Source organism: Streptomyces platensis (assembly GCF_008704855.1).
In the GTDB taxonomy this organism is placed as follows: domain Bacteria; phylum Actinomycetota; class Actinomycetes; order Streptomycetales; family Streptomycetaceae; genus Streptomyces; species Streptomyces platensis.
Genome location: NZ_CP023691.1, coordinates 751,191 through 769,042, shown reverse-complemented (window position 1 = coordinate 769,042; position 17,852 = coordinate 751,191). Strand labels below are relative to the sequence as shown.

Below are 17,852 nucleotides of genomic sequence, written 5' to 3'. Positions count from 1 at the left end.
CCCGCCCCCCGTACGCGCTGCCCCCGGTGCCGTGGCCCGGCCGGAACCCGCTCCGGCCGGGCCACGGCCGCGGCCCGCTCAGCCCGCCGCGCCCGGCGGCAGCCCGGCCAGGGTCCGGCGCGCCTCGGCCATGATCCGGTCGACGAGCTCCGCGCAGGACGGCAGATCCTCGATCACCCCGGCGACCTGGCCGGACGCCATCACCCCGAGATCGGTGCGTCCCTCGACCATCGACGCCTTGAGCAGCATGGGCGTGTTGGCCGCGAGCAGGACCTGGCTCCAGGAGAGGGCCTTGCCGTGTTTCATCGCCAGGCCGTCGCGGACCATCTGGGCCCAGCTCAGCCCGGACAGCTTCCTGAACGACGCGGCATGGCGCACCGCCCGGAGCAGCGCGGTGCCGCGTCCGGACCGCTCCAGCGTCTCGACCAGCTCGCTGCGCAGCATCCGGTGCGGCAGCCCGTCCACCTTCGTGGTGACGGTGATGTCCTTGGCGGCCGCCGCCAGATAGCGGGCCTGGACGGCCGGCGGCACGGTGCTGTCGGACGTCAGCAGAAAGCGGGTGCCCATCGCGACCCCGGCGGCACCGTAGGCCAGCGCCGCGACCAGACCGCGGCCGTCGAAGAAGCCGCCGGCGGCGATCACCGGGATATCAACGGCGTCCACGACCTGCGGGAGCAGTACGGTCGTGGCGACGTTCCCGGTGTGCCCGCCGCCCTCCCCGCCCTGGACGACGACCGCGTCCGCGCCCCAGGACGCGACCTTCTCGGCATGGCGGCGGGCCCCGACGGACGGGATGACGACGACCCCCGCGTCCTTGAGCCGGGCGATCAGCTCACGGGAGGGGGCCAGGGCGAATGAGGCGACCCGTACGCCCTCCGCCACCACGAGCCGCACCCGCTCCACGGCGTCCCCCGCGTCCGCCCGCAGATTGACCCCGAAGGGCGCGTCCGTACGGGACTTGACCTCGCGGACCGCCGCCCGCAGCTGCTCGACGGTCATGGTGGCCGAGGCGAGGATGCCCAGGGCGCCCGCGTTGGCCGCGGCCGAGACCAGCCGGGGTCCGGCCACCCATCCCATGCCGGTCTGCACCAGGGGATGGCGCACCCCGACGAGCCTGGTCAGCGGCGTCTCGATGCCGGTGGTGGCCGTCATGCCGGCGGCACCTCGCGGTCGCGCAGCCCGTCCGGGTCGAGGACCGTACGGATCAGGCGCAGTTCGGTGGCGGTGGGCTCCCGGGTGTACGGCAGCTCGTCGGGCCGGGCGAGCGGGAACCCGGTGGCCGCCTCGACCTCCTCGGCCGTCACCCCGGGATGGACGGAGGCGAGCCGCATGGCACGGTCCAGGGTCTCGAAGTCGAGGACCGCGAGGTCGGAGACCACGCGCGGAATGCGGTGGTAGCGGGTCGCGGACGGGCCGGCGGCGGCCGCGCTGTCGTAACCGACCCCGCTGATCATGTCGACCTTCTCGACGAAGACCCGCCGGGAATGCTTCGGCACCCAGTAACTCACCGGATTGTTGAGGGTGTTGACGGGCGCGCCGCGTACCCCGAGGAGCTGGCGGGCGGGCTGCTGCCAGTCGCCGATGCAGGAGATGTTCTGGTTGCCGAAGCGGTCGAGCTGGCTCGCGCCCATCATCACGTGGCGTCTGCCGCCGGTGACCATGGTCAGATGCCGGCGGTACGGCAGCCAGCCCTCGGGCGTCCCGTCGAGGCCCACGAGCGTCGCCTCGCCGTCGGTGAGCAGCAGATCGGGCGCGAAGGTGTGCTTGGCGAGCCGGGCACCGATCGACGGGATCAGGCCCATCGGGCTGGCAAGCACCTCGCCGTTGTCGCGCCAGGCGTCGGCGCAGGCGATCACGCAGTACTCGGCGCGGGTCGTCGTGGTGATGGTCCGGCTCACGTCTGCTCCTCGTGCCAGGTCTCGACCGCGGACTGATAGCTCTTCTCGTCCCCGCGCAGGAACCGCTCGGCGAACTCCGGCCAGGGCGTGGTCGCATACAGCTTCTGGAAGGGCTCGTCCCGGCCGTAGTCGGGCACGCAGGAGGTGAAGTGCGCGCCGTAGGGGGCCTCGACGACCCCGGTGACCGTGTGCCGGTTCACCAGCAGGGTCTGCGGGGCCGCGGCGGCGAAGTCGTCCACCAGCCGCTCGCAGGAGAGATACGCGCGGTCCGCGGCCTCGCAGAACAGATCGTCGAAGTACGGGTCGGGGCCGAGGTACTGGCCGTTGCCGAGGCGGTCGGCGCGGTTCAGATGGACCAGTGCGGCGTCCATGCGCAGGGCCGGCACGGCGACCAGGGTTTCGCCGTCCTCGTACGGTGAAGTGATCGTCCGCAGGCCGGGGTTGACGCGCATTACATCCGAACCGAGACCGGCCCGTACGGGCAGGAACGGCAGCCGGTTGGCGGCCGCGTGCAGGCCCCACATGAACATCGCCTCGTCGATCTCCATCAGCTCGAACGCCCCGCGCTGCCGGGCCGCGCGGAAGTGCGGTTCGAGGGGGATCGAGTCCAGCGTCGCGAACGCCGCGACCAGTTTGCGGATCCGGCCCGCGGCGGCGAGCAGGCCGACATCGGGACCGCCGTACGAGATCACGGTGAGATCGGTGATGTCGGAGCGGAGCAGCGCCCGCACCAGCGCCATCGGCTTACGGCGCGACCCCCAGCCGCCGATACCGAGGGTCATCCCGCTGTGCAGCCGGGCGACGACGTCCTCGGGCGTCATGGTCTTGTCGGTCATCGCTCAGCCCTCCGTGTCCGGTGCGCCGTGCGGCGTACCGAAGGTGTCGCGGACGCGGTCGGCGACCCCGCCGAGGTTCGCCTCGAAGGTGAAGCCCTGCTCGAAGCGGTAACTGCGCCGCACGTCGACGGGGTCGATGCCGTTCAGGGCGGCCTTGGCGAGACGGAGGAGACTGCCGTCCTTCTGCGCGATCTCCTGCGCCAAGTCCCGTGCGGCGTCCAGTAGTTGGGCGCGCGGGACGACCTTCCAGACCGACCCGTGCGCATGCAGTTCGGCGGCGGTGGCGGTGCGCGAGGTGTAGTAGAGCGCGCGCATCAGATGCTGGGGGACCAGGCGCGCCAGATGGGTGGCCGCGCCGAGCGCCCCGCGGTCCAGCTCCGGCAGCCCGAAGGTGGCGTCCTCGCTCGCCACGATCGCGTCCGCGTTGCCGACCAGGCCGATGCCGCCACCCAGACAGAAGCCGTGCACCGCCGCGACCACGGGCACCTCGCAGCCGTATACCGCCGAAAAGGCTTCGGCGCAGCCGTGGTTGGCACCGATCAGGATGCCGTGGCCGCCGGCCGCGGTGTCCCGCTGCATCTCCTTGATGTCGACGCCCGCGTTGAAGCCGCGGCCCGTGGCCGTCAGGACGACACAGCGGATGCCGGGGTCGTGGCCGGCCGCGCGCACCGCGTCGGCGAGGTCGTACCAGCCCTGTACGGGAAGGGCGTTGACCGGAGGGAAGTCGACGGTGATGACGGCGACGCCCTTGTCCGGTGTGGAGGTGGAGACACCCATGAGGCGATCAGCTACCTTTCCACCAAGCGTTTGTTAGGTAGCGAAGCTAGCAGCGGATCGCGCGCTGCGGGAGGGGTGCCGAATGAGCCTGACCCTCGATCTGAGTGGACGGGTGGCCGTCGTCACCGGCGGCACCCGGGGCGTCGGCGCAGGCATCGCCCGGGCGTTCCTTCAGGCCGGCGCGGAGGTCGTGGTCTGCGCCCGCCGGCCACCGGACACCCCCGTCACCGCGGCCGGCCGCACCGCGCACTTCCGCCCTCTCGACCTGCGCGACCCGGCCGCCGTACGGGCCTTCTTCCTGCAGGTCGCGGCGGCGCACGGCGGGCTGGACTGCCTGGTCAACAACGCCGGGGGCACGCCGTACCGGCTGCTCGCGCAGACCGCCGCCGAACGGCACACCCGGGTTGTCGAACTGAACCTCCTCGCGCCGCTGACCGCCTCGCTCGCCGCGTACGAGGTGCTGCGTGACCGGCCGGGCGGCGGTTCGGTCATCATGATCGGCAGTGTCAGCGGCACCCGTCCCTCGCCCGGCACCGCCGCCTACGGCGCGGCCAAGGCCGGCCTGGACCACCTGGCCCGCTCCATGGCCGTCGAATGGGCCCCCGGGGTCCGGGTCAACACCCTCGTCCTCGGCATGGTGCGCACCGAACTCGCCGCGCTGCACTACGGAGACGAGGCCGGCATCGCCGCCGTCGGCGCCACCGTCCCGCTCGGCCGGCTCGCCGAACCCGCCGAGATCGGCGACGCCTGCGTCTTCCTCGCCTCCGACCGTGCCGCGTATCTGACCGGCGCCAGCCTGCTCGTCCACGGTGGCGGTGAGCGCCCCGCCTTCCTCGACGCCGCCACCGTCAACCACCCCACCTTGCCCGAAGTCCCCGAGGAGATCCGCCATGACGGAACAGGAGACCTGAGATGACCGGTAACGGAATCTGCACGGGACGCGTCGCCGTCGTCACCGGAGCGGGCCGCGGCCTGGGCCGCGCCCATGCCCTGGCCCTCGCCGCAGAAGGAGCGGAGGTCGTGGTGAACGACCTCGGGGTGGCTCCCGACGGAGCCGGCGCCTCGGCCGGACCGGCCCAGCAGGTCGCCGACGAGATCCGCGCACACGGCGGCCGGGCCGTCGCCCACACCGGCGACATCACCACCACCGACGGCGCCGCCTCGCTCGTCACCACCGCCCTGGACACCTTCGGCCGCCTCGACGCCCTCGTCAACAACGCCGGGTTCCTGCGCGACCGGATGCTCGTCAACCTCGACGAGGACGACTGGGACGCCGTCATCCGGGTCCATCTCAAGGGCCATTACCTGCCGTTGCGGCACGCCGCCGCGCACTGGCGCGCCGAGACCAAGGCCGGCCGGACGCCCGACGCCCGGATCATCAACACCGGTTCGGGCGCCGGGCTCCTCGGCAGCGTCGGCCAGGGCAACTACTCCGCCGCGAAGGCCGGCATCATCGGCCTCACCCTCGTCGCCGCCGCCGAGATGGCCCGCTACGGCGTACAGATCAACGCCATCGCACCGGCCGCCCGTACCCGGATGACCGAGCGGACCTTCGCCACGACGATGGCGGCGCCCGCCGACGGGGAGTTCGACGCGATGGCCCCGGAGAACGTCTCCCCGCTGGTGGTCTGGCTGGCGTCCGCCGGCAGCGCCGGGGTCACCGGCCGGGTCTTCGAGGCCGAGGCGGGCCGGATCACCGTGATGGAGGGCTGGCGCCCCGGCCCCACCGCGGACAAGGGCAGCCGCTGGACCCCAGCCGAGGCGGGCGAGACCGCCCGAAAGCTGCTGGCCGATGCCGAGACCCCGCAGTCGGTGTATGGCGCACGGTGACGACCAGGCTGGTCGCGAACTGCCTCAGGAGCAGGGGCCCGCCGAACCCGCTGCCACGCCCGCCGCCCCTCCGCCCTGCCCTGACCACCCGTCAGGCGGACTCCTCCGCTCCCACGGCCCGCGCCCGCAGTCGTGGCCGGCAGATGGCGAAGAGTCCGAAGGCGCCGAGGAAGGCCAGTACGGACGTGCCGCGCAGGACGGCCTCGATGGCGGGGCCGTCGGCGGCCGCGGTCGTGGGGGAGCCGCTGACGGCCTCCAGCACCGTCGCCGCGATCGTCACGCTCACCGCACCGAACAGCACCAGCGACGTCAGCACCAGGCCCGATGCCGCGCCGGTCCGCTCCGCGGGGACATGCGCCTGGGTCGCCACATTCGTCAGCGCCCAGCCCAGTCCGATGCCCACCCCGCAGATCACGAAGACCACCGCGTACCAGCCCAAGGGCCGCACCCAGGTCAGCGCCAGCAACCCGGCGCCGCTGGTGACCATGCCGCAGGCCATCAGGGTCTCGGCATGCCAGCGCAGCGCCAGGTGCCCGGCCCGGTAACTCGCCGCTCCGACGCCGCAGGAGAGGGCCAGGAAGATCACCCCTGCCTGGGTCGGCGTCAGCCCCCGTGCCTGCTGTAGATAGAGCGCCGAGAGCACCGCGATCAGGCAAGAGACCACATTCGACAGCGAGCCCGCGAGGGTGATCACATCGAACTTCACATTGCGGAACAGCGACAGCTCGATCAGCGGCTCCGGCGCCCGCCGCTCCACTGCCACGAACAGCGCGAGGAGGGCGACCCCCAGCGCGAAGGTGGCCAGTGTGGGTGCGGAGGCCCACCCCCAGCCCGGTCCCTGGTCGACGGCGAGCATCAGACACGCCAGACCGAGGGCAACGGTCGCCGCGCCGGGCAGGTCGAGACGGCGGGTCGCCTGCTCGTCGCGGCTCTCGGGGACGAAGCGCAGCACCAGCAGCGTGGCGGCCAGGCACACCGGCACATTCAGCAGGAACACCGCACGCCAGCTGACGTGTTCGGCGAAGACACCCCCCACGAACGGCCCGAGCGCGGTGCCGATGGAATGAACGCGAGCACCGTACCGACCGCGGGCCCCTGCTGCGCGTCCCGGAAGTAACTGGTCACCACCGCCACGGACACCGGGAAGATCAGCGCCGCACCGGTCCCCTGAAACGGCCTCCTCGACCTTGGTCGCCACACGCACTCCTCTGCGTTCCGCGGAAAGTGCCGAGCGGTCATGCGTCTGCGTCTGCGTCTGCTGCGTCTGCTGCGTCTGCGTTTTCGGCTGGGGCTGCGGCTGCCTGTGCGGCTGCGTCGTGGCTGGTCGCGGAGTTCCCCGCGCCCCTCCGGGAGCACCGCCCGCCGGGCCGTGCAGCGGTTCAGCTCCAAGGATAGAAGTGGGCGTCCGGGGCCGCACGGCGGCGGAGTGGTGGGTCGTCCGGCTCGACGGCGCCTGGTTCCGGCCTCCGGGGTCAGTCCGCTGACGGCGTCAGGCCCGCGGCCTCGGCGGCCTCGGCGAGCAGCTCGATGAGCATGTCGGAGGTGAGCCGGCCGGTGAACGTATTGCGCTGGCTGGGGTGGTAGCTCCCGAGCACCTGGAGTTCCCGCCGCTGTCCGGTGGCGGGCAGGGTCAGCCGCACCCCGTGGCCGAACGCGGGGCGGGGCCGGGGGAGCGGCCACCCCGTTTCGCCGAGTACGGGCAGCAGCGCCTGCCAGCCGACGGCGCCCAGGGCCACCACCGCGCGCAGGCTCGGGCCGAGGAGTTGCAGCTCCGCCGACAGCCATGGCCGGCAGGTACGGCGCTCGGCGGGCGTCGGCCGGTTCTCCGGCGGAGCGCAGTGCACCGGTGCGGTGACCCGTACCCCGTACAGCTCCAGTCCGTCGTCGCGGTCCGTCGCGGTGGGCCGGGAGGCGAGGCCGACCGCGTGGAGCGCGGCGAACAGGAAGTCGCCGGAGGCGTCCCCGGTGAACATCCGGCCGGTGCGATTGCCGCCGTGCGCGGCCGGCGCGAGCCCGACGATGGCCAGCGCCGCGTCCGCCGGCCCGAACCCCGGGACGGGGCGGGCCCAGTACTCCTGGCCCCGGAACGCCGCGCGCGGCTGTGCGGCGGTCTCCTCGCGCCAGGCCACCAGCCGTGGGCAGGCCCGGCAGCGGACCAGCTCCGTGTCCAGCTCGGCGAGCGAGCCGCAGCGCCCCGCGTGATAGGCGGGAAAGCCGCTCTCGTCGGTACCCGGAGGTGATCCCTCCGCCCCGGTGTCCTCCATCCCTCCACGCTAGAGGACCCGAGACCCGCATTCGGTGTCTCTGCGCCACGACTGCCCCGGCGGCACGGCGTCACCGGTCCATGGCGCTTCGGCGGAGGCGCGCTGCCAGAGAACTCCGCCGGATCGTAGAACGTGAAAGGGGAGCCCTCATGACCGGCCGCGGAAAGTGCGCTGTCCCCGGCCCCGTCAGGGCGCGTTACGGAGGTGGGTGGATGGCTGCCATCAGGCACTTGTCGCAACGTGACATTGTACGCTGGCAGTTCGCGGCAACTCGGCGGAGCACGAGAGGGGCAGGATGGGGGAACTCAAGCACCGCAGCCTGATCACCGCTCAGGAGCGGCTCCGTGATCAGGTCGCCCATCAGCTGCGCGCGGCCCTTGTCGCGGGGGAACTCCGCCCGGGATCGGTCTACTCGGCCCCGGGTCTCGCTGCGGACTTCGGGGTCTCCGCCACCCCGGTGCGCGAGGCGATGCTCGATCTGGCCCGGGAGGGGCTGGTCGAACCGGTCCGCAACAAGGGCTTCCGGATCACCGAGGTGAGCGAGCGCGACCTCGACCAGTACACCGAGATCCGGGCACTGATCGAGGTGCCGGTCGTCGGTCTGGTCACCCGCACCGCCGGCCGCGCACAGCTGGAGGCCCTCCGCCCGGCCGCGCTGGAGATCGTTGCGGCGGCCCGTGCGCATGACCTCATCGGCTATCTGGAGGCCGACCGCCGCTTCCATCTCGAACTGCTCGGCCTCGGCGGCAATGAGCGCCTCGTCGAGACCGTCGGTGATCTGCGCAAACGCTCCCGCCTCTACGGCCTCACCCGGCTCGACGAGCGCGATCAGCTGCTGCCCTCCGCCGAGGAGCACGGGGAGCTGCTCGATGTGATGCTGACGGGCGATGCCGCGGCCGCCGAGTCGTGTATGGCCCGCCACCTCGGTCATGTCCGCTCACTGTGGGCCGGGGACGGGGACGGGGACGAGCTGCTGGTGCTGCGGCCTCACCTGCCAGGCGCGCGGCGGGCCTGAGGTCCGGCCGGCTCAGGCGCATCAGCCTCAGACCCCTCAGCCTCAGACCCTCTGCCTCAGGCCCCGCCCGCGAGGAGTCCGGCCATCCACTCCTCTACGCCGTCGGCGCTGCGCGGCAGCGCCGAGGACATCAGCCGTGCCCCGTCCGCCGTGATCACCAGATCGTCCTCGATACGGATGCCCATACCGCGCAGTTCGCGTGGCAGGGTCTCGTCGTCGGGCTGGAGATAGAGCCCCGGTTCGACCGTGAGCACCTGGCCCTCCGTCAGCACACCGTCCAGATATTGCTCTGCGCGGGCCCGGCCGCAGTCGTGCACATCGAGCCCGAGCATATGTCCCGAACTGCACAGCGTGTAACGCCGATACAGACCGTTGTCGGGGGCGAGTGCCTCCGCCGCCGGGACGGGTAGCACACCCCAGTCGGCCAGGCCCTCGGCCAGGACGGTCGTACAGGCCCGGTGGAAGTCGCGGAAGCTCGCCCCCGGTTTGAGGGCGGCGATGCCCGCGTCCTGCGCGGCGAGCACCAGCTCGTAGACCCGGCGCTGGACCGGGGAGAAGCGCCCGGACAGTGGCAGGGTACGGGTGAGGTCGGCGGTGTAGAGCGAGTCGGTCTCCACGCCCGCGTCGAGCAGCAGCAACTGGTCCGGGTCGAGTGGACCGTCGTTGCGGATCCAGTGGAGCACACAGGCGTGGGCGCCGGCGGCGGCGATGGTCTCGTACCCGGTGCCGTTCCCTTCGGCGCGGGCGCGCAGCTGGAAGACCCCCTCGATCCAGCGTTCGCCGCGCGGGTGGCGCAGCGCGGCGGGGAGGGCCCGTACGACATCCTCGAAGCCGGTGACGGTGTGATCGACGGCCTGCTGGAGCTGCCCGACTTCCCAGGCGTCCTTCACCAGCCGCAACTCGCTGAGCGCACAGGCAAGTTCAGGATCACGGGAGGCGTCCCGGTCGGCCGTGTGGCGTATCAGGTCGTCCAGGTGGGCGCAGCGGATGCCGGTGAGCCGGGCGGCTTCGGCGAGATCGGGGCGGCGGCCCACCCAGAACTCGCCGTATTTGCGGTCCCGGTAGAACTCCCCGCCGCGGTCCCGGGGTGAGCGCGGCCGTATGTACAGCACCGCCTCGCCGTCCGGCTCCAGTACCAGCACATGTCCAGGCTGGTCCTCGCCGGTCAGTCCGGTCAGCCAGGCGTAGGCGCTGTGCGGCCGGAAGCGGTGATCGCAGTCGTGGGAGCGCACCGTCAACTCGCCTGCGGGGACAAGCAGTCGCTCGCCGGGGAAGCGGGCGGCGAGCCGGGACCGGCGGCCGGCGAAGAGCGCGAAGCCGGGAACGCGGGAGTCGGCGGGGAGCGGGGTGGCGGCCCACTGGCCGGTCATGAAGTCGGCGAGGGCGTCCGGGACCGGCAAGTCATGGCTCCCGGTGTGGAGTTGGGCGGTACGCGTGGTCATGTCGACGCCTCCGGGAAAGGTGGGTTCTGAAGCCTTGTCAGTGCAATTTCACATTACTATGTTATAGGTCACACCTCGTGGAGTGAAGGCCAACACCCCACCCCCCACACAACCCCCCACCCCCTCTCGGAGGTTCAGGTGTCACATTCGCCCACACCGCGCAGGATCCTGCTGGCCGCGACACTCGTCACGGCCCTCGCCCTGCCGGTCGTCCAGTCGGCCCAGGCCGCGCCCCAAGCGCCGGCCACCCCCGCACAGCGGCTCGGACAGCGGGCCGCCGCGCCCACCCCCAACCCCTTCGACCAGGTCCAACGCCGCGCCAGGACACCGAAGTTCACCCCGCAGCCGGCGCCGGCACCCCGCTCACTCACCGAGCGCGGCCGGATACCGGGCCCGCAGACCAGACCCACCGCCGTACCACCCGGCTCCAGACCCGCCGTCGCCCCCTGCACCCTCGACGGCATCACGGGGCTGAGTCCCGAACAGTTCGCGGACTTCCTCGCCGACCCGGCCGTCACCGCCGACGACTGTCTGCGCAAGCTCGTGTGGACGTGGGACGCCCGGCTCATCCCCGTCATGTCCGACGCCCATGTCCAGGCCGTGGCCCGTCGCATCACCGGGCTGGCCGCCGCCCACGACGGCAAGAACTCCAGCCATCTGTACGAGATGTTCACCTATCTGCACGCGGTGGCCTACCAGGACTTCTCGCACGGCGAGATCGACACCACCGACGGCCCGACCGTCGACGCCATCCGCCGCGCGGTCGACGCCTTCGCCGGCGCGGCCCGTACCTTCGACGTCACCCGGGCCAACGCCGACACCCTGCGCGAGGCCCTGAACGCCGCCAGCGCCCCCGGGCTGCGGCAGCATCAACTCGGCCTGATCCGCAAGGTCCTGGCGACCATGGACCCGTCCCACACCGCCACCCACAAGGACCCCGCGTGGGGGAACGCCGCGCTCGCCGCGCTCTCCGTCAACTACCTGGGCGTCTACCCCGGCAACAAGGACACCGCGTTCCAGGCCGCGGTCACCGCCGACCCCGGCTACCGCGCCGTCTTCAAGGGCTTCGTCGGGTACACCCACCTCAAGGGCACCCCCAACGCCTGGGTCGTCCGCGACGCCCTCAGTGAGTACGGTCGCTTCGGTGAGATCGCCTCGCTCAAGCAGGGCATCATCACCGACCTCGGCGCGCTGCTCCCGACCACCGTGCAGAACTACGGGGAGGGCAGCGAGCCCTGGGCCAAGATCGCCAGTTGGCTCAACTACTTCGAGGCCTGTGCCCCGTACGGGGTGTGCAAGGCGGACATCGAAAAGCGGATCTTCCCGCGCACGTACTCCTACGACAACGGCGCCATCAAGGTCCGCACCGCCCTCGACCGCGCCACCGTCGACCAGCTCTACTATGCGTCCAAGCAGGTCAGGGCGCAGTTCCACCGGGTGGTCGGCACCACCGAACCGCTCGCCGGCGACCCCAACACCACCCTGACCATCGTGCTGTACGCCTCGCGCGCCGACTACGAGATCTACCACCCGCTGCTCACCGGCATGGGCACCAACAACGGCGGCGTCTACATCGAGCGCGGCGCCACCTTCTACACCTACCAGCGCCGCGTCCCCCAGGACTCCAGCCTCACCCTCGAAGAGCTCTTCCGGCACGAGTACGTGCACTACCTCAACGGCCGCTTCGCCGTCCCCGGCTTCTTCGGTGAAGGCCCCTGGTACCAGGGCGACCGCACCACCGCGATGGACGAGGGCAGCGCCGAATTCTTCGACGGCTCGACCCGTGACGACGGGATCGCCGTACGCCGGTCCCTGGTCAAGGGCATCATCGCGGACACGGCGGGCGGCGGACCGCGGATGAGCATCAACCAGCTGCTCCACGCGACCTACGACGGTGACGGCTTCCGCTTCTACAACTACGCCGGGACGTTCTTCGAGTTCCTGTGGCGCGACTACCCGGGGAAGCTCCAGGAGATGTACCGGTATCTGCGCGCCGACGACCCGTCCGCGTTCGACTCCTGGCGCAACCGCATGGGGTCCGACCAGGGGCTCCAGCAGCAGTACGACGCCTTCCTCAACGCCCAGATCGCCATCGTCGACGACCTCTTCGTACCGAAGACGAGCTTCGTCCCCAACGGCTCGCTGAAACTGTCCCGCCCCGCCGACGTCCAGAGCGCCATCACGGCCGCCACCGCCAGCCGTCCCACCTGCAAGGACAGCGGCGACCCGGCGTACGGCCGGTTCATCTGCACCGGCCGGATCACCGCCAACCTCAGCAACTCCGGCAGCCCCGACCAGGTCTTCAAGGACATGGCCGAAACGGTCGACTACTTCATCCTCGACCGCGCCGAGCCCGCGGCGAACAACTTCGCCGATATGAACTGCTCCTTCGGCCCCACCGAGATCTGGTCCTCGGGCAAGGCCGGCACCGCGGACTTCAGCTGTGAGGGGCCGCTGCGGAGGTGATGGACTCGCCGCCTCCGGTGGTCCACGGCCCGTCGTCCGCCCGGCGGGCCGTGTCCGGAGCGGCACCGAGGATGTCGAAGCTGCCGGTGAGACCGACGGCGTCCAGCGTGCGCAGGAAGCGGGGGTCGGTGATCACCAGGGAGAGCCGGCCCGCGGTACGCCTCGCCGTGCAGACCCCGGGCCGGCACCCCGACATCCAGCTCGGCGGTGTGCGGCGAGAGGGTCTGGAGCACATGGAACAGGTGCAGCCGCAGGATCCGGCCCGACTCTCCGGGGACCTCCAACTTGGCCTGCCGCCACAGGTTCTCCCAGGCGCGGCGGTGGGCGGCGCGCAGCTGCCGGAAGTGCGGGGCGAGGGCCACCGCGTCCACGGCCGTGTGCCGCGGGCTCTCGATCGCCGGGTCGCGGGAGGTGTACAGCGCGACCGTTTTGTCGACGACCGCGGGGGAGTCGGGGGCGAGCGGCAGTACCAGGGTGTGGGACGCCCGCAGGGCGGTCAGCTGCGGCCGGGCCACCCCGTTGTGGCCGCCCGGGACCCGGGTCCGTGCGGCCAGCGCGAGACGGATGTCCGAGTCGAGGGTGCGGCAGCTCAGCCACACCGTGTCCGGCTGCTCGGCGCCGGTCTCCCAGCCCGTCAGATGCTGGTCCGCCAGACCGCGGTAGCGCGCGACGCCGGCGTTGCGGACCGCCCCGTCGATCCCGGACTCCACCTCCACCGCGCCCGTCCACCCGTCGCACGCGAAACAGGTGCGCAGCGCGGCCAGATGCGGCTCGCCCATGTGCACCAGGCGGCACTGCTCCACGGTCAGCCGCCGTCCGGCCTCGTCCTCGTAGACCGACCAGCGGGTCAGGGTGCCGTGCCGCAGGTCCAGCGTCTGCCGGTGCTCCGTCAGATACGGGTGGTCGGGGGAGAGCCAGGGGCCGGGGGCCGCTTCGGCGGGGCAGATCCGGTAGCGCAGCGGGAGCCAGTTGGGGAGGTTGACCATGTCCTCGTTCTCGACGGAGCGGCCCGCCACGGTGGACAGGAGCCGGTTGTAGCAGCCGGCGGCGTAGGTGCCCGGATAGTGCACGGGCCCGGCGGGCACCTCGGACGCCGCGCCGCGGGTGGCGAAGTAGCCGTTGCCGAGGGTGCACAGGGTTTCCCGCAGCCGCTCCGTATCCGGGTCGTACCCCTCGTACGACCAGGTCCAGGCGTGGGTCATCCGCCCGCTCCTGCCGTCAGCAGCTCGCCGGGGTCGGCCACGACGACATCGGCGCCGCGGCGGCGCAGGGCGGTGGCGCTGTACGGGCCGGCCGTCCGGTCCACGCCCACCACCAGGCCGAATCCGCCGCGGCGGCCGGCCTCGACCCCGGCCAGCGCGTCCTCCACGACGGCGGTGTCCGCGGGCGGGATCCCGAGCCGCCGGGCCGCTTCCACGAAGAGCGCCGGGTCCGGTTTCCCCGGCAGGTGCAGCCGGTTCGCCTCGTTGCCGTCCACCACTGCCTCGAAGAGCGGGCGTACCCCGGCCGCGGACAGCAGCTCGGTCGCATGGCGTGAGGCCGAGACGGCGGCACACGGCACGCCCTGGCGCCGCAGCTCCTCCAGCAGGCGCACGGTGCCGGGGAAGGGGGCGACGGGGTCGTTCCGCAGACGTGCGCTGAAGAGCTCTTCCTTGCGGGCCGCGACGGCGCCGACGGTGTCCGTGCCCGGTGCGTCGTCCGGGGCGCCGGGCGGCAGGTCAAGGCCCCGGGAGCGCAGGAAGGCGGCCGCGCCGTCCTGCCGGGACCGGCCGTCGACATGGCGCAGATAGTCGTCCACCGGGTCGAAGGGGCGCTGCCCGCCCACGGCCGCGAGGCAGGCGTCGAAGGCGTCTTTCCAGGCCGCGGCGTGTACCGCGGCGGAGTCGGTGATGACCCCGTCGGTGTCGAAGATGACGGCCCGCAGGGAGTGCAGGCACGCTGCCAGGGACGGCGCGCCGGTCATGGTGACGGTTCCGTTCGTCGGTGTCCCTTCCATGGCACCACGGCTGCCGTCCCCGGGCGCGCCGCACGGACCACCGCCCCGGCGGCAGCCCGCCGTGTCACGTCGCCCGCTGCCCCCAGCGGGGATCCTCCGCCGCCCACTCCCGCTCCCACTGGGCGTAGCGGTGGCGGTTCAGCAGGGCGCGGCCGGTGCGCTGGGCGCCGAGGAGCAGCAGGCCGGCCGAGGTGCCGGCCACGGTGCCGACGGCGATGCTCTCGCCGGTCGCCTGCCTGGGGGTGACCGGGTCGCGCACCAGCGCCCCGTGGCGGTCGAGCCAGGCGGTGGTGCGGTCACCGGCCCGCAGGTCCGGCGACACCGTCGTGACGCCCGTCCGGGCGGCGCCGTCGGCGGCCGTCCAGCGCACCGTCGCGTGCACCCGCGCGCCGACGCCACCGGAGACATCCACCCCGATCCGGGCCGGCGGGTTCTCGGTCAGTACGGCCGATACGCTCTGCCGGCCCTGCCGTTCCTGGCCGGTACCGTCGTCCACCGCATGCGCGGCGGCCAGCCCGGCGGCCGGTGCGCCCAGGGCGATCAGCACGGCGGTCACCAGCACCAGCCAGGCTTCCGCGACATCCGAACGCCGCCGGAGCGGGCTGTCCCGCCACGGCCGGAGGAACTCGCTGCGAGCCATCACGCACCCCCTGCGCCTGTGGACCCGACCGTCGCACGCGGCGCGAAGCCGGCAGGAGGGGCCGAACGGCCCTCGCGGGGGGCCGGTCGGGGTCGGCCCGGCGGGGGCGGCGGCCCCGTTCGGCCCTGGTGTGCGCACCGTGCCCGGGACGACGATGAGAAGCACCGCCGCACCGCACGAGGAGAGCGTGGAGGACGCCATGGGCGACGTACGCGAGTTCTCACCGCAGCGGCCGATCCGGGTCTTCCTGCTCGACGACCATGAAGTGGTGCGCCGTGGTGTGCGGGACCTGCTCGACGCGGAACCCGATATCGAGGTGGTCGGCGACGCCGGCACCGCCGAGCGGGCGCTGGCCCGCGGTCCGGCGCTCGGCCCGGATGTCGCCGTGCTCGATGTGCGGCTGCCGGACGGTGACGGGATCAGCGTCTGCCGGGAGTTGCGGTCGCGGCTGCCCGGACTCGGGTGTCTGATGCTGACTTCGTTCGACGACGACGAGGCGCTGCTGGACGCGATCATGGCGGGCGCGGCGGGCTACGTCCTCAAGGAGATCAAGGGTTCGGATCTGGTCGCCGCTGTCCGGACGGTCGCCGCCGGACGCTCGATGCTGGACCCGGCGACCACCGCGCGGCTGATGCACAGCCTGCGCGGCGTGGACACCGGCGAGGCGCCCGCGGCGGACGCGCTGTCCGGGCTGTCGCCGCGGGAGCGGGAGATCCTCGGGCTGATCGGAGCAGGGCTGACGAACCGTCAGATCGGGCAGCGGCTCTACCTCTCCGAGAAGACGGTCAAGAACCACATCTCGCGGCTGCTGGCCAAGCTCGGTGTGGAACGCCGTATCCAGGCGGCCGTCCTCGCCGCCCAGGGACCGCCGCCGGCCGCCGGGGACTCGGGACCGTACCGGCTCTGACCCCGGGAACGGCTCAGGCCGACGGGAGCGGCGCCTGCCACAGCAGGAGGGTGCCACCCTGCGACGGTGCCGCCAGCGTCAGCTCGCCGCCCACGCTCTCCGCCCGCTTGGCGAGGTTGCTCAGCCCGCTGCGCCGGCCGTCACGCGGCAGGCCCACCCCGTTGTCCGTGACGCTCAGGCTCAGCGCACCGCCGCCGACGGCCAGCGAGACCTCGACCGTGGTGGCGTGCGCATGCCGCGCGGCATTGCTCAGCGCCTCGCCCAGCACCGCCACCACATGCTCCGCGAGCTCGGCCGGCACATCGGTGTCGATGAGGCCCTGCATCCGGAGCGACGGGGTGAACCCCAGGGCGCGGGCAGCCTGTTCGACCACCGTGACGGTGCGGGCCCGCAGCCCGTGGCCGGCCCGGCCCGGCGTATGGGCGCGCAGCCCGAAGATGGTGGACCTGATGATTTTGATCGTCTCGTCCAGATCGTCCACCGCGCGCAGCAGCCGCTCGCTCGCCTCCGGATGGTCCACGAAACGGACCGCGCTCTGGAGCGTCATGCCCGTCGCGAACAGCCGCTGGATCGCCAGATCGTGCAGATCACGGGCGATCCGGTCGCGGTCCTGAAGGAGGGTGAGCTGCTCGGCGGACCGGCGCTGGTCGGCCAGTTCCATGGCGAGGGCCGCCTGCCCCGCGAAGGTCAGCAGCGGGCCGGTCTCCAGCTCGGTGAACGGGGGCCGCTCCAGCACTCGCGATACCAGCAGCACGCCACGCGGCCGGCCACCGGTGATCATCGGCACGGCGACCGCGGGGCCCAGCCCCATCCAGCGCGGCGGCCCCGCGGTGATCCGCGGATCCTGCTCGACATGGGTGCTGATCATCGGCTCCCGAAGGTCGAGTGCCGCTCCCATGAACGACCCCTGCCGGGGGAGGACCAGTCCGCGGTGCGCCTCGGCGTCGACCCCGGAGGCCAGGGCGACATGCAGCGCCCTGCCGTCCTGTTCGGGGAACGCGATCACACCGAGATCCGCGGTGAGAATCTCCCGGGCCTTGTCCACGATCAGCCCCAGGGCCGCCATCTCGTCCGTCCCCGGCAGCAGCAGCCTGGCGACGATCTCACCGTTGGCCTGCTGCCACCGCTGCCGGTAGCGGGCCTCCTCGTACAGCCGCGCGTTCTCGATGGCGACCCCCGCCGCCACCGCCAGCGTCGAGAGCACCGTCTCGTCCTCGGCGTCGAACCCGCCGCCGCCCCGCTTCTCGGTCAGATAGAGATTCCCGAACACCTCGTCGCCGACCCGGATGGGCACCCCGAGGAAGGAGTGCATGGGCGGGTGGTGCGGCGGAAAGCCGTACGACGACGGGTGCTCGGACAGCTCCGGGAGCCGCAGCGGGCGGGGATGACGGATCAGCTCACCCAGGATGCCGTGTCCCGCGGGCAGCCGGCCGATCGCCTGCTGCTCGGCGTCGGTGACCCCGACCGGCAGGAACTGGGTGAGCCGGGTGCCCTCCGACACCACGCCCAGCGCCCCGTACTCGGCGTCCACGACCACCACCGCCGCTTCCACGATGCGGCGCAGCACCTGCGGCAGCTCCAGCCCCCGGCCCACCGACAGCACGGCTTCCAGCAGCAGATTCGCCGGGTCACCGGGACCCTGCCGCAGGGCGTCGAGGCGCTGTTGCAGCTCGTCCGGCAGCGCATCGAGCCGGCGCCGGGCGGTGTCGCGCCGGCCGCTTCCGTGGTCGCCCACCATGGCCTCCGCTGGATGGCCCCGCACGCGGGCGGGGGCCGTACCT

Annotated in this window: 15 protein-coding genes and 1 pseudogene; 5 read left to right on the top strand and 11 right to left on the bottom strand. The window is 72.5% G+C overall.

What is annotated here, in order from left to right:
* Positions 1-78 precede the first annotated feature (78 nt).
* From CP981_RS03350 to CP981_RS03335, 4 genes are read right to left on the bottom strand one after another with little or no spacing between them, the layout of a single operon-like run.
* Entirely contained in the window at positions 79-1,152 is a 1,074-nt protein-coding gene (locus CP981_RS03350) for an NAD(P)H-dependent flavin oxidoreductase (protein ID WP_085923552.1), read from the bottom strand.
* Positions 1,149-1,898 carry a CoA-transferase subunit beta gene (locus CP981_RS03345; RefSeq protein WP_085923551.1) on the bottom strand — a complete coding sequence of 250 codons (750 nt, stop codon included), beginning with the start codon at positions 1,896-1,898 and terminating at the stop codon, positions 1,149-1,151. The genes CP981_RS03350 and CP981_RS03345 overlap by 4 nt, the downstream gene beginning before the upstream one ends.
* Positions 1,895-2,734, bottom strand: a complete 840-nt coding sequence (locus tag CP981_RS03340) for a CoA transferase subunit A (protein ID WP_085923550.1) — start codon at positions 2,732-2,734, stop codon at positions 1,895-1,897. Before CP981_RS03340 ends, CP981_RS03345 begins: the two co-directional genes overlap by 4 nt.
* A 3-nt stretch (positions 2,735-2,737) precedes the next feature.
* A complete protein-coding gene (locus tag CP981_RS03335; protein WP_085923549.1) occupies positions 2,738-3,511 on the bottom strand; it encodes an enoyl-CoA hydratase family protein in 774 nt (257 codons plus the stop codon).
* 82 nt (positions 3,512-3,593) lie between these two features.
* Between CP981_RS03335 and CP981_RS03330 the strand changes: the two genes are divergently transcribed.
* A complete protein-coding gene (locus CP981_RS03330) occupies positions 3,594-4,427 on the top strand; it encodes an SDR family oxidoreductase (RefSeq protein WP_085923548.1) in 834 nt (277 codons plus the stop codon).
* Positions 4,424-5,341, top strand: a complete 918-nt coding sequence (locus CP981_RS03325) for an SDR family oxidoreductase (RefSeq protein WP_085923547.1) — start codon at positions 4,424-4,426, stop codon at positions 5,339-5,341. Before CP981_RS03330 ends, CP981_RS03325 begins: the two co-directional genes overlap by 4 nt.
* A gap of 91 nt (positions 5,342-5,432) precedes the next feature.
* On the opposite strand, the gene CP981_RS03320 is transcribed toward CP981_RS03325, so the two are convergent.
* Both CP981_RS03320 and CP981_RS03315 read right to left on the bottom strand, forming a co-directional pair.
* Complete coding sequence (locus CP981_RS03320) at positions 5,433-6,539, bottom strand: MFS transporter (protein WP_280116690.1); 1,107 nt, start codon at positions 6,537-6,539, stop codon at positions 5,433-5,435.
* 274 nt (positions 6,540-6,813) lie between these two features.
* A complete protein-coding gene (locus CP981_RS03315; RefSeq protein WP_085923545.1) occupies positions 6,814-7,605 on the bottom strand; it encodes a uracil-DNA glycosylase in 792 nt (263 codons plus the stop codon).
* A gap of 295 nt (positions 7,606-7,900) precedes the next feature.
* Here CP981_RS03315 and CP981_RS03310 point away from each other — a divergent pair, with 295 nt between their 5' ends.
* Positions 7,901-8,620 (top strand): GntR family transcriptional regulator, encoded by a 720-nt coding sequence (locus tag CP981_RS03310; protein ID WP_085923544.1) that lies wholly within the window; start codon positions 7,901-7,903, stop codon positions 8,618-8,620.
* A gap of 56 nt (positions 8,621-8,676) precedes the next feature.
* Here CP981_RS03310 and CP981_RS03305 read toward each other — a convergent pair whose 3' ends face one another.
* Positions 8,677-10,062 (bottom strand): aminopeptidase P family protein, encoded by a 1,386-nt coding sequence (locus tag CP981_RS03305; RefSeq protein ID WP_085923543.1) that lies wholly within the window; start codon positions 10,060-10,062, stop codon positions 8,677-8,679.
* 138 nt (positions 10,063-10,200) lie between these two features.
* On the opposite strand from CP981_RS03305, the gene CP981_RS03300 reads away from it, so the two are divergent.
* Positions 10,201-12,528 carry a collagenase gene (locus CP981_RS03300; RefSeq protein WP_085923542.1) on the top strand — a complete coding sequence of 776 codons (2,328 nt, stop codon included), beginning with the start codon at positions 10,201-10,203 and terminating at the stop codon, positions 12,526-12,528.
* A gap of 149 nt (positions 12,529-12,677) precedes the next feature.
* On the opposite strand, the pseudogene CP981_RS03295 reads toward CP981_RS03300, so the two are convergent.
* The 3 genes and pseudogenes from CP981_RS03295 to CP981_RS03285 form a co-directional block, all read right to left on the bottom strand.
* A pseudogene (locus tag CP981_RS03295) lies at positions 12,678-13,730 on the bottom strand (glycoside hydrolase family 65 protein); the annotation flags it as partial.
* Positions 13,727-14,491: an HAD family hydrolase gene (locus CP981_RS03290; RefSeq protein WP_085923541.1), complete on the bottom strand. Its 765-nt coding sequence runs from the start codon at positions 14,489-14,491 to the stop codon at positions 13,727-13,729. The gene CP981_RS03290 and the pseudogene CP981_RS03295, both read right to left, overlap by 4 nt.
* 97 nt (positions 14,492-14,588) lie before the next feature.
* Positions 14,589-15,164, bottom strand: coding sequence for an Rv1733c family protein (locus tag CP981_RS03285; RefSeq protein WP_085923540.1), 576 nt, complete (start codon positions 15,162-15,164; stop codon positions 14,589-14,591).
* Positions 15,165-15,363: 199 nt separating this feature from the next.
* Here CP981_RS03285 and CP981_RS03280 point away from each other — a divergent pair, with 199 nt between their 5' ends.
* The gene (locus CP981_RS03280) at positions 15,364-16,071 is read left to right on the top strand and encodes a response regulator (RefSeq protein WP_085923646.1); all 708 of its coding nucleotides are present in this window, start codon (positions 15,364-15,366) and stop codon (positions 16,069-16,071) included.
* A gap of 13 nt (positions 16,072-16,084) precedes the next feature.
* Here the strand turns inward: CP981_RS03280 and CP981_RS03275 are convergent, their stop codons facing one another.
* Complete coding sequence (locus CP981_RS03275) at positions 16,085-17,809, bottom strand: sensor histidine kinase (RefSeq protein ID WP_085923539.1); 1,725 nt, start codon at positions 17,807-17,809, stop codon at positions 16,085-16,087.
* Positions 17,810-17,852 lie beyond the last annotated feature (43 nt).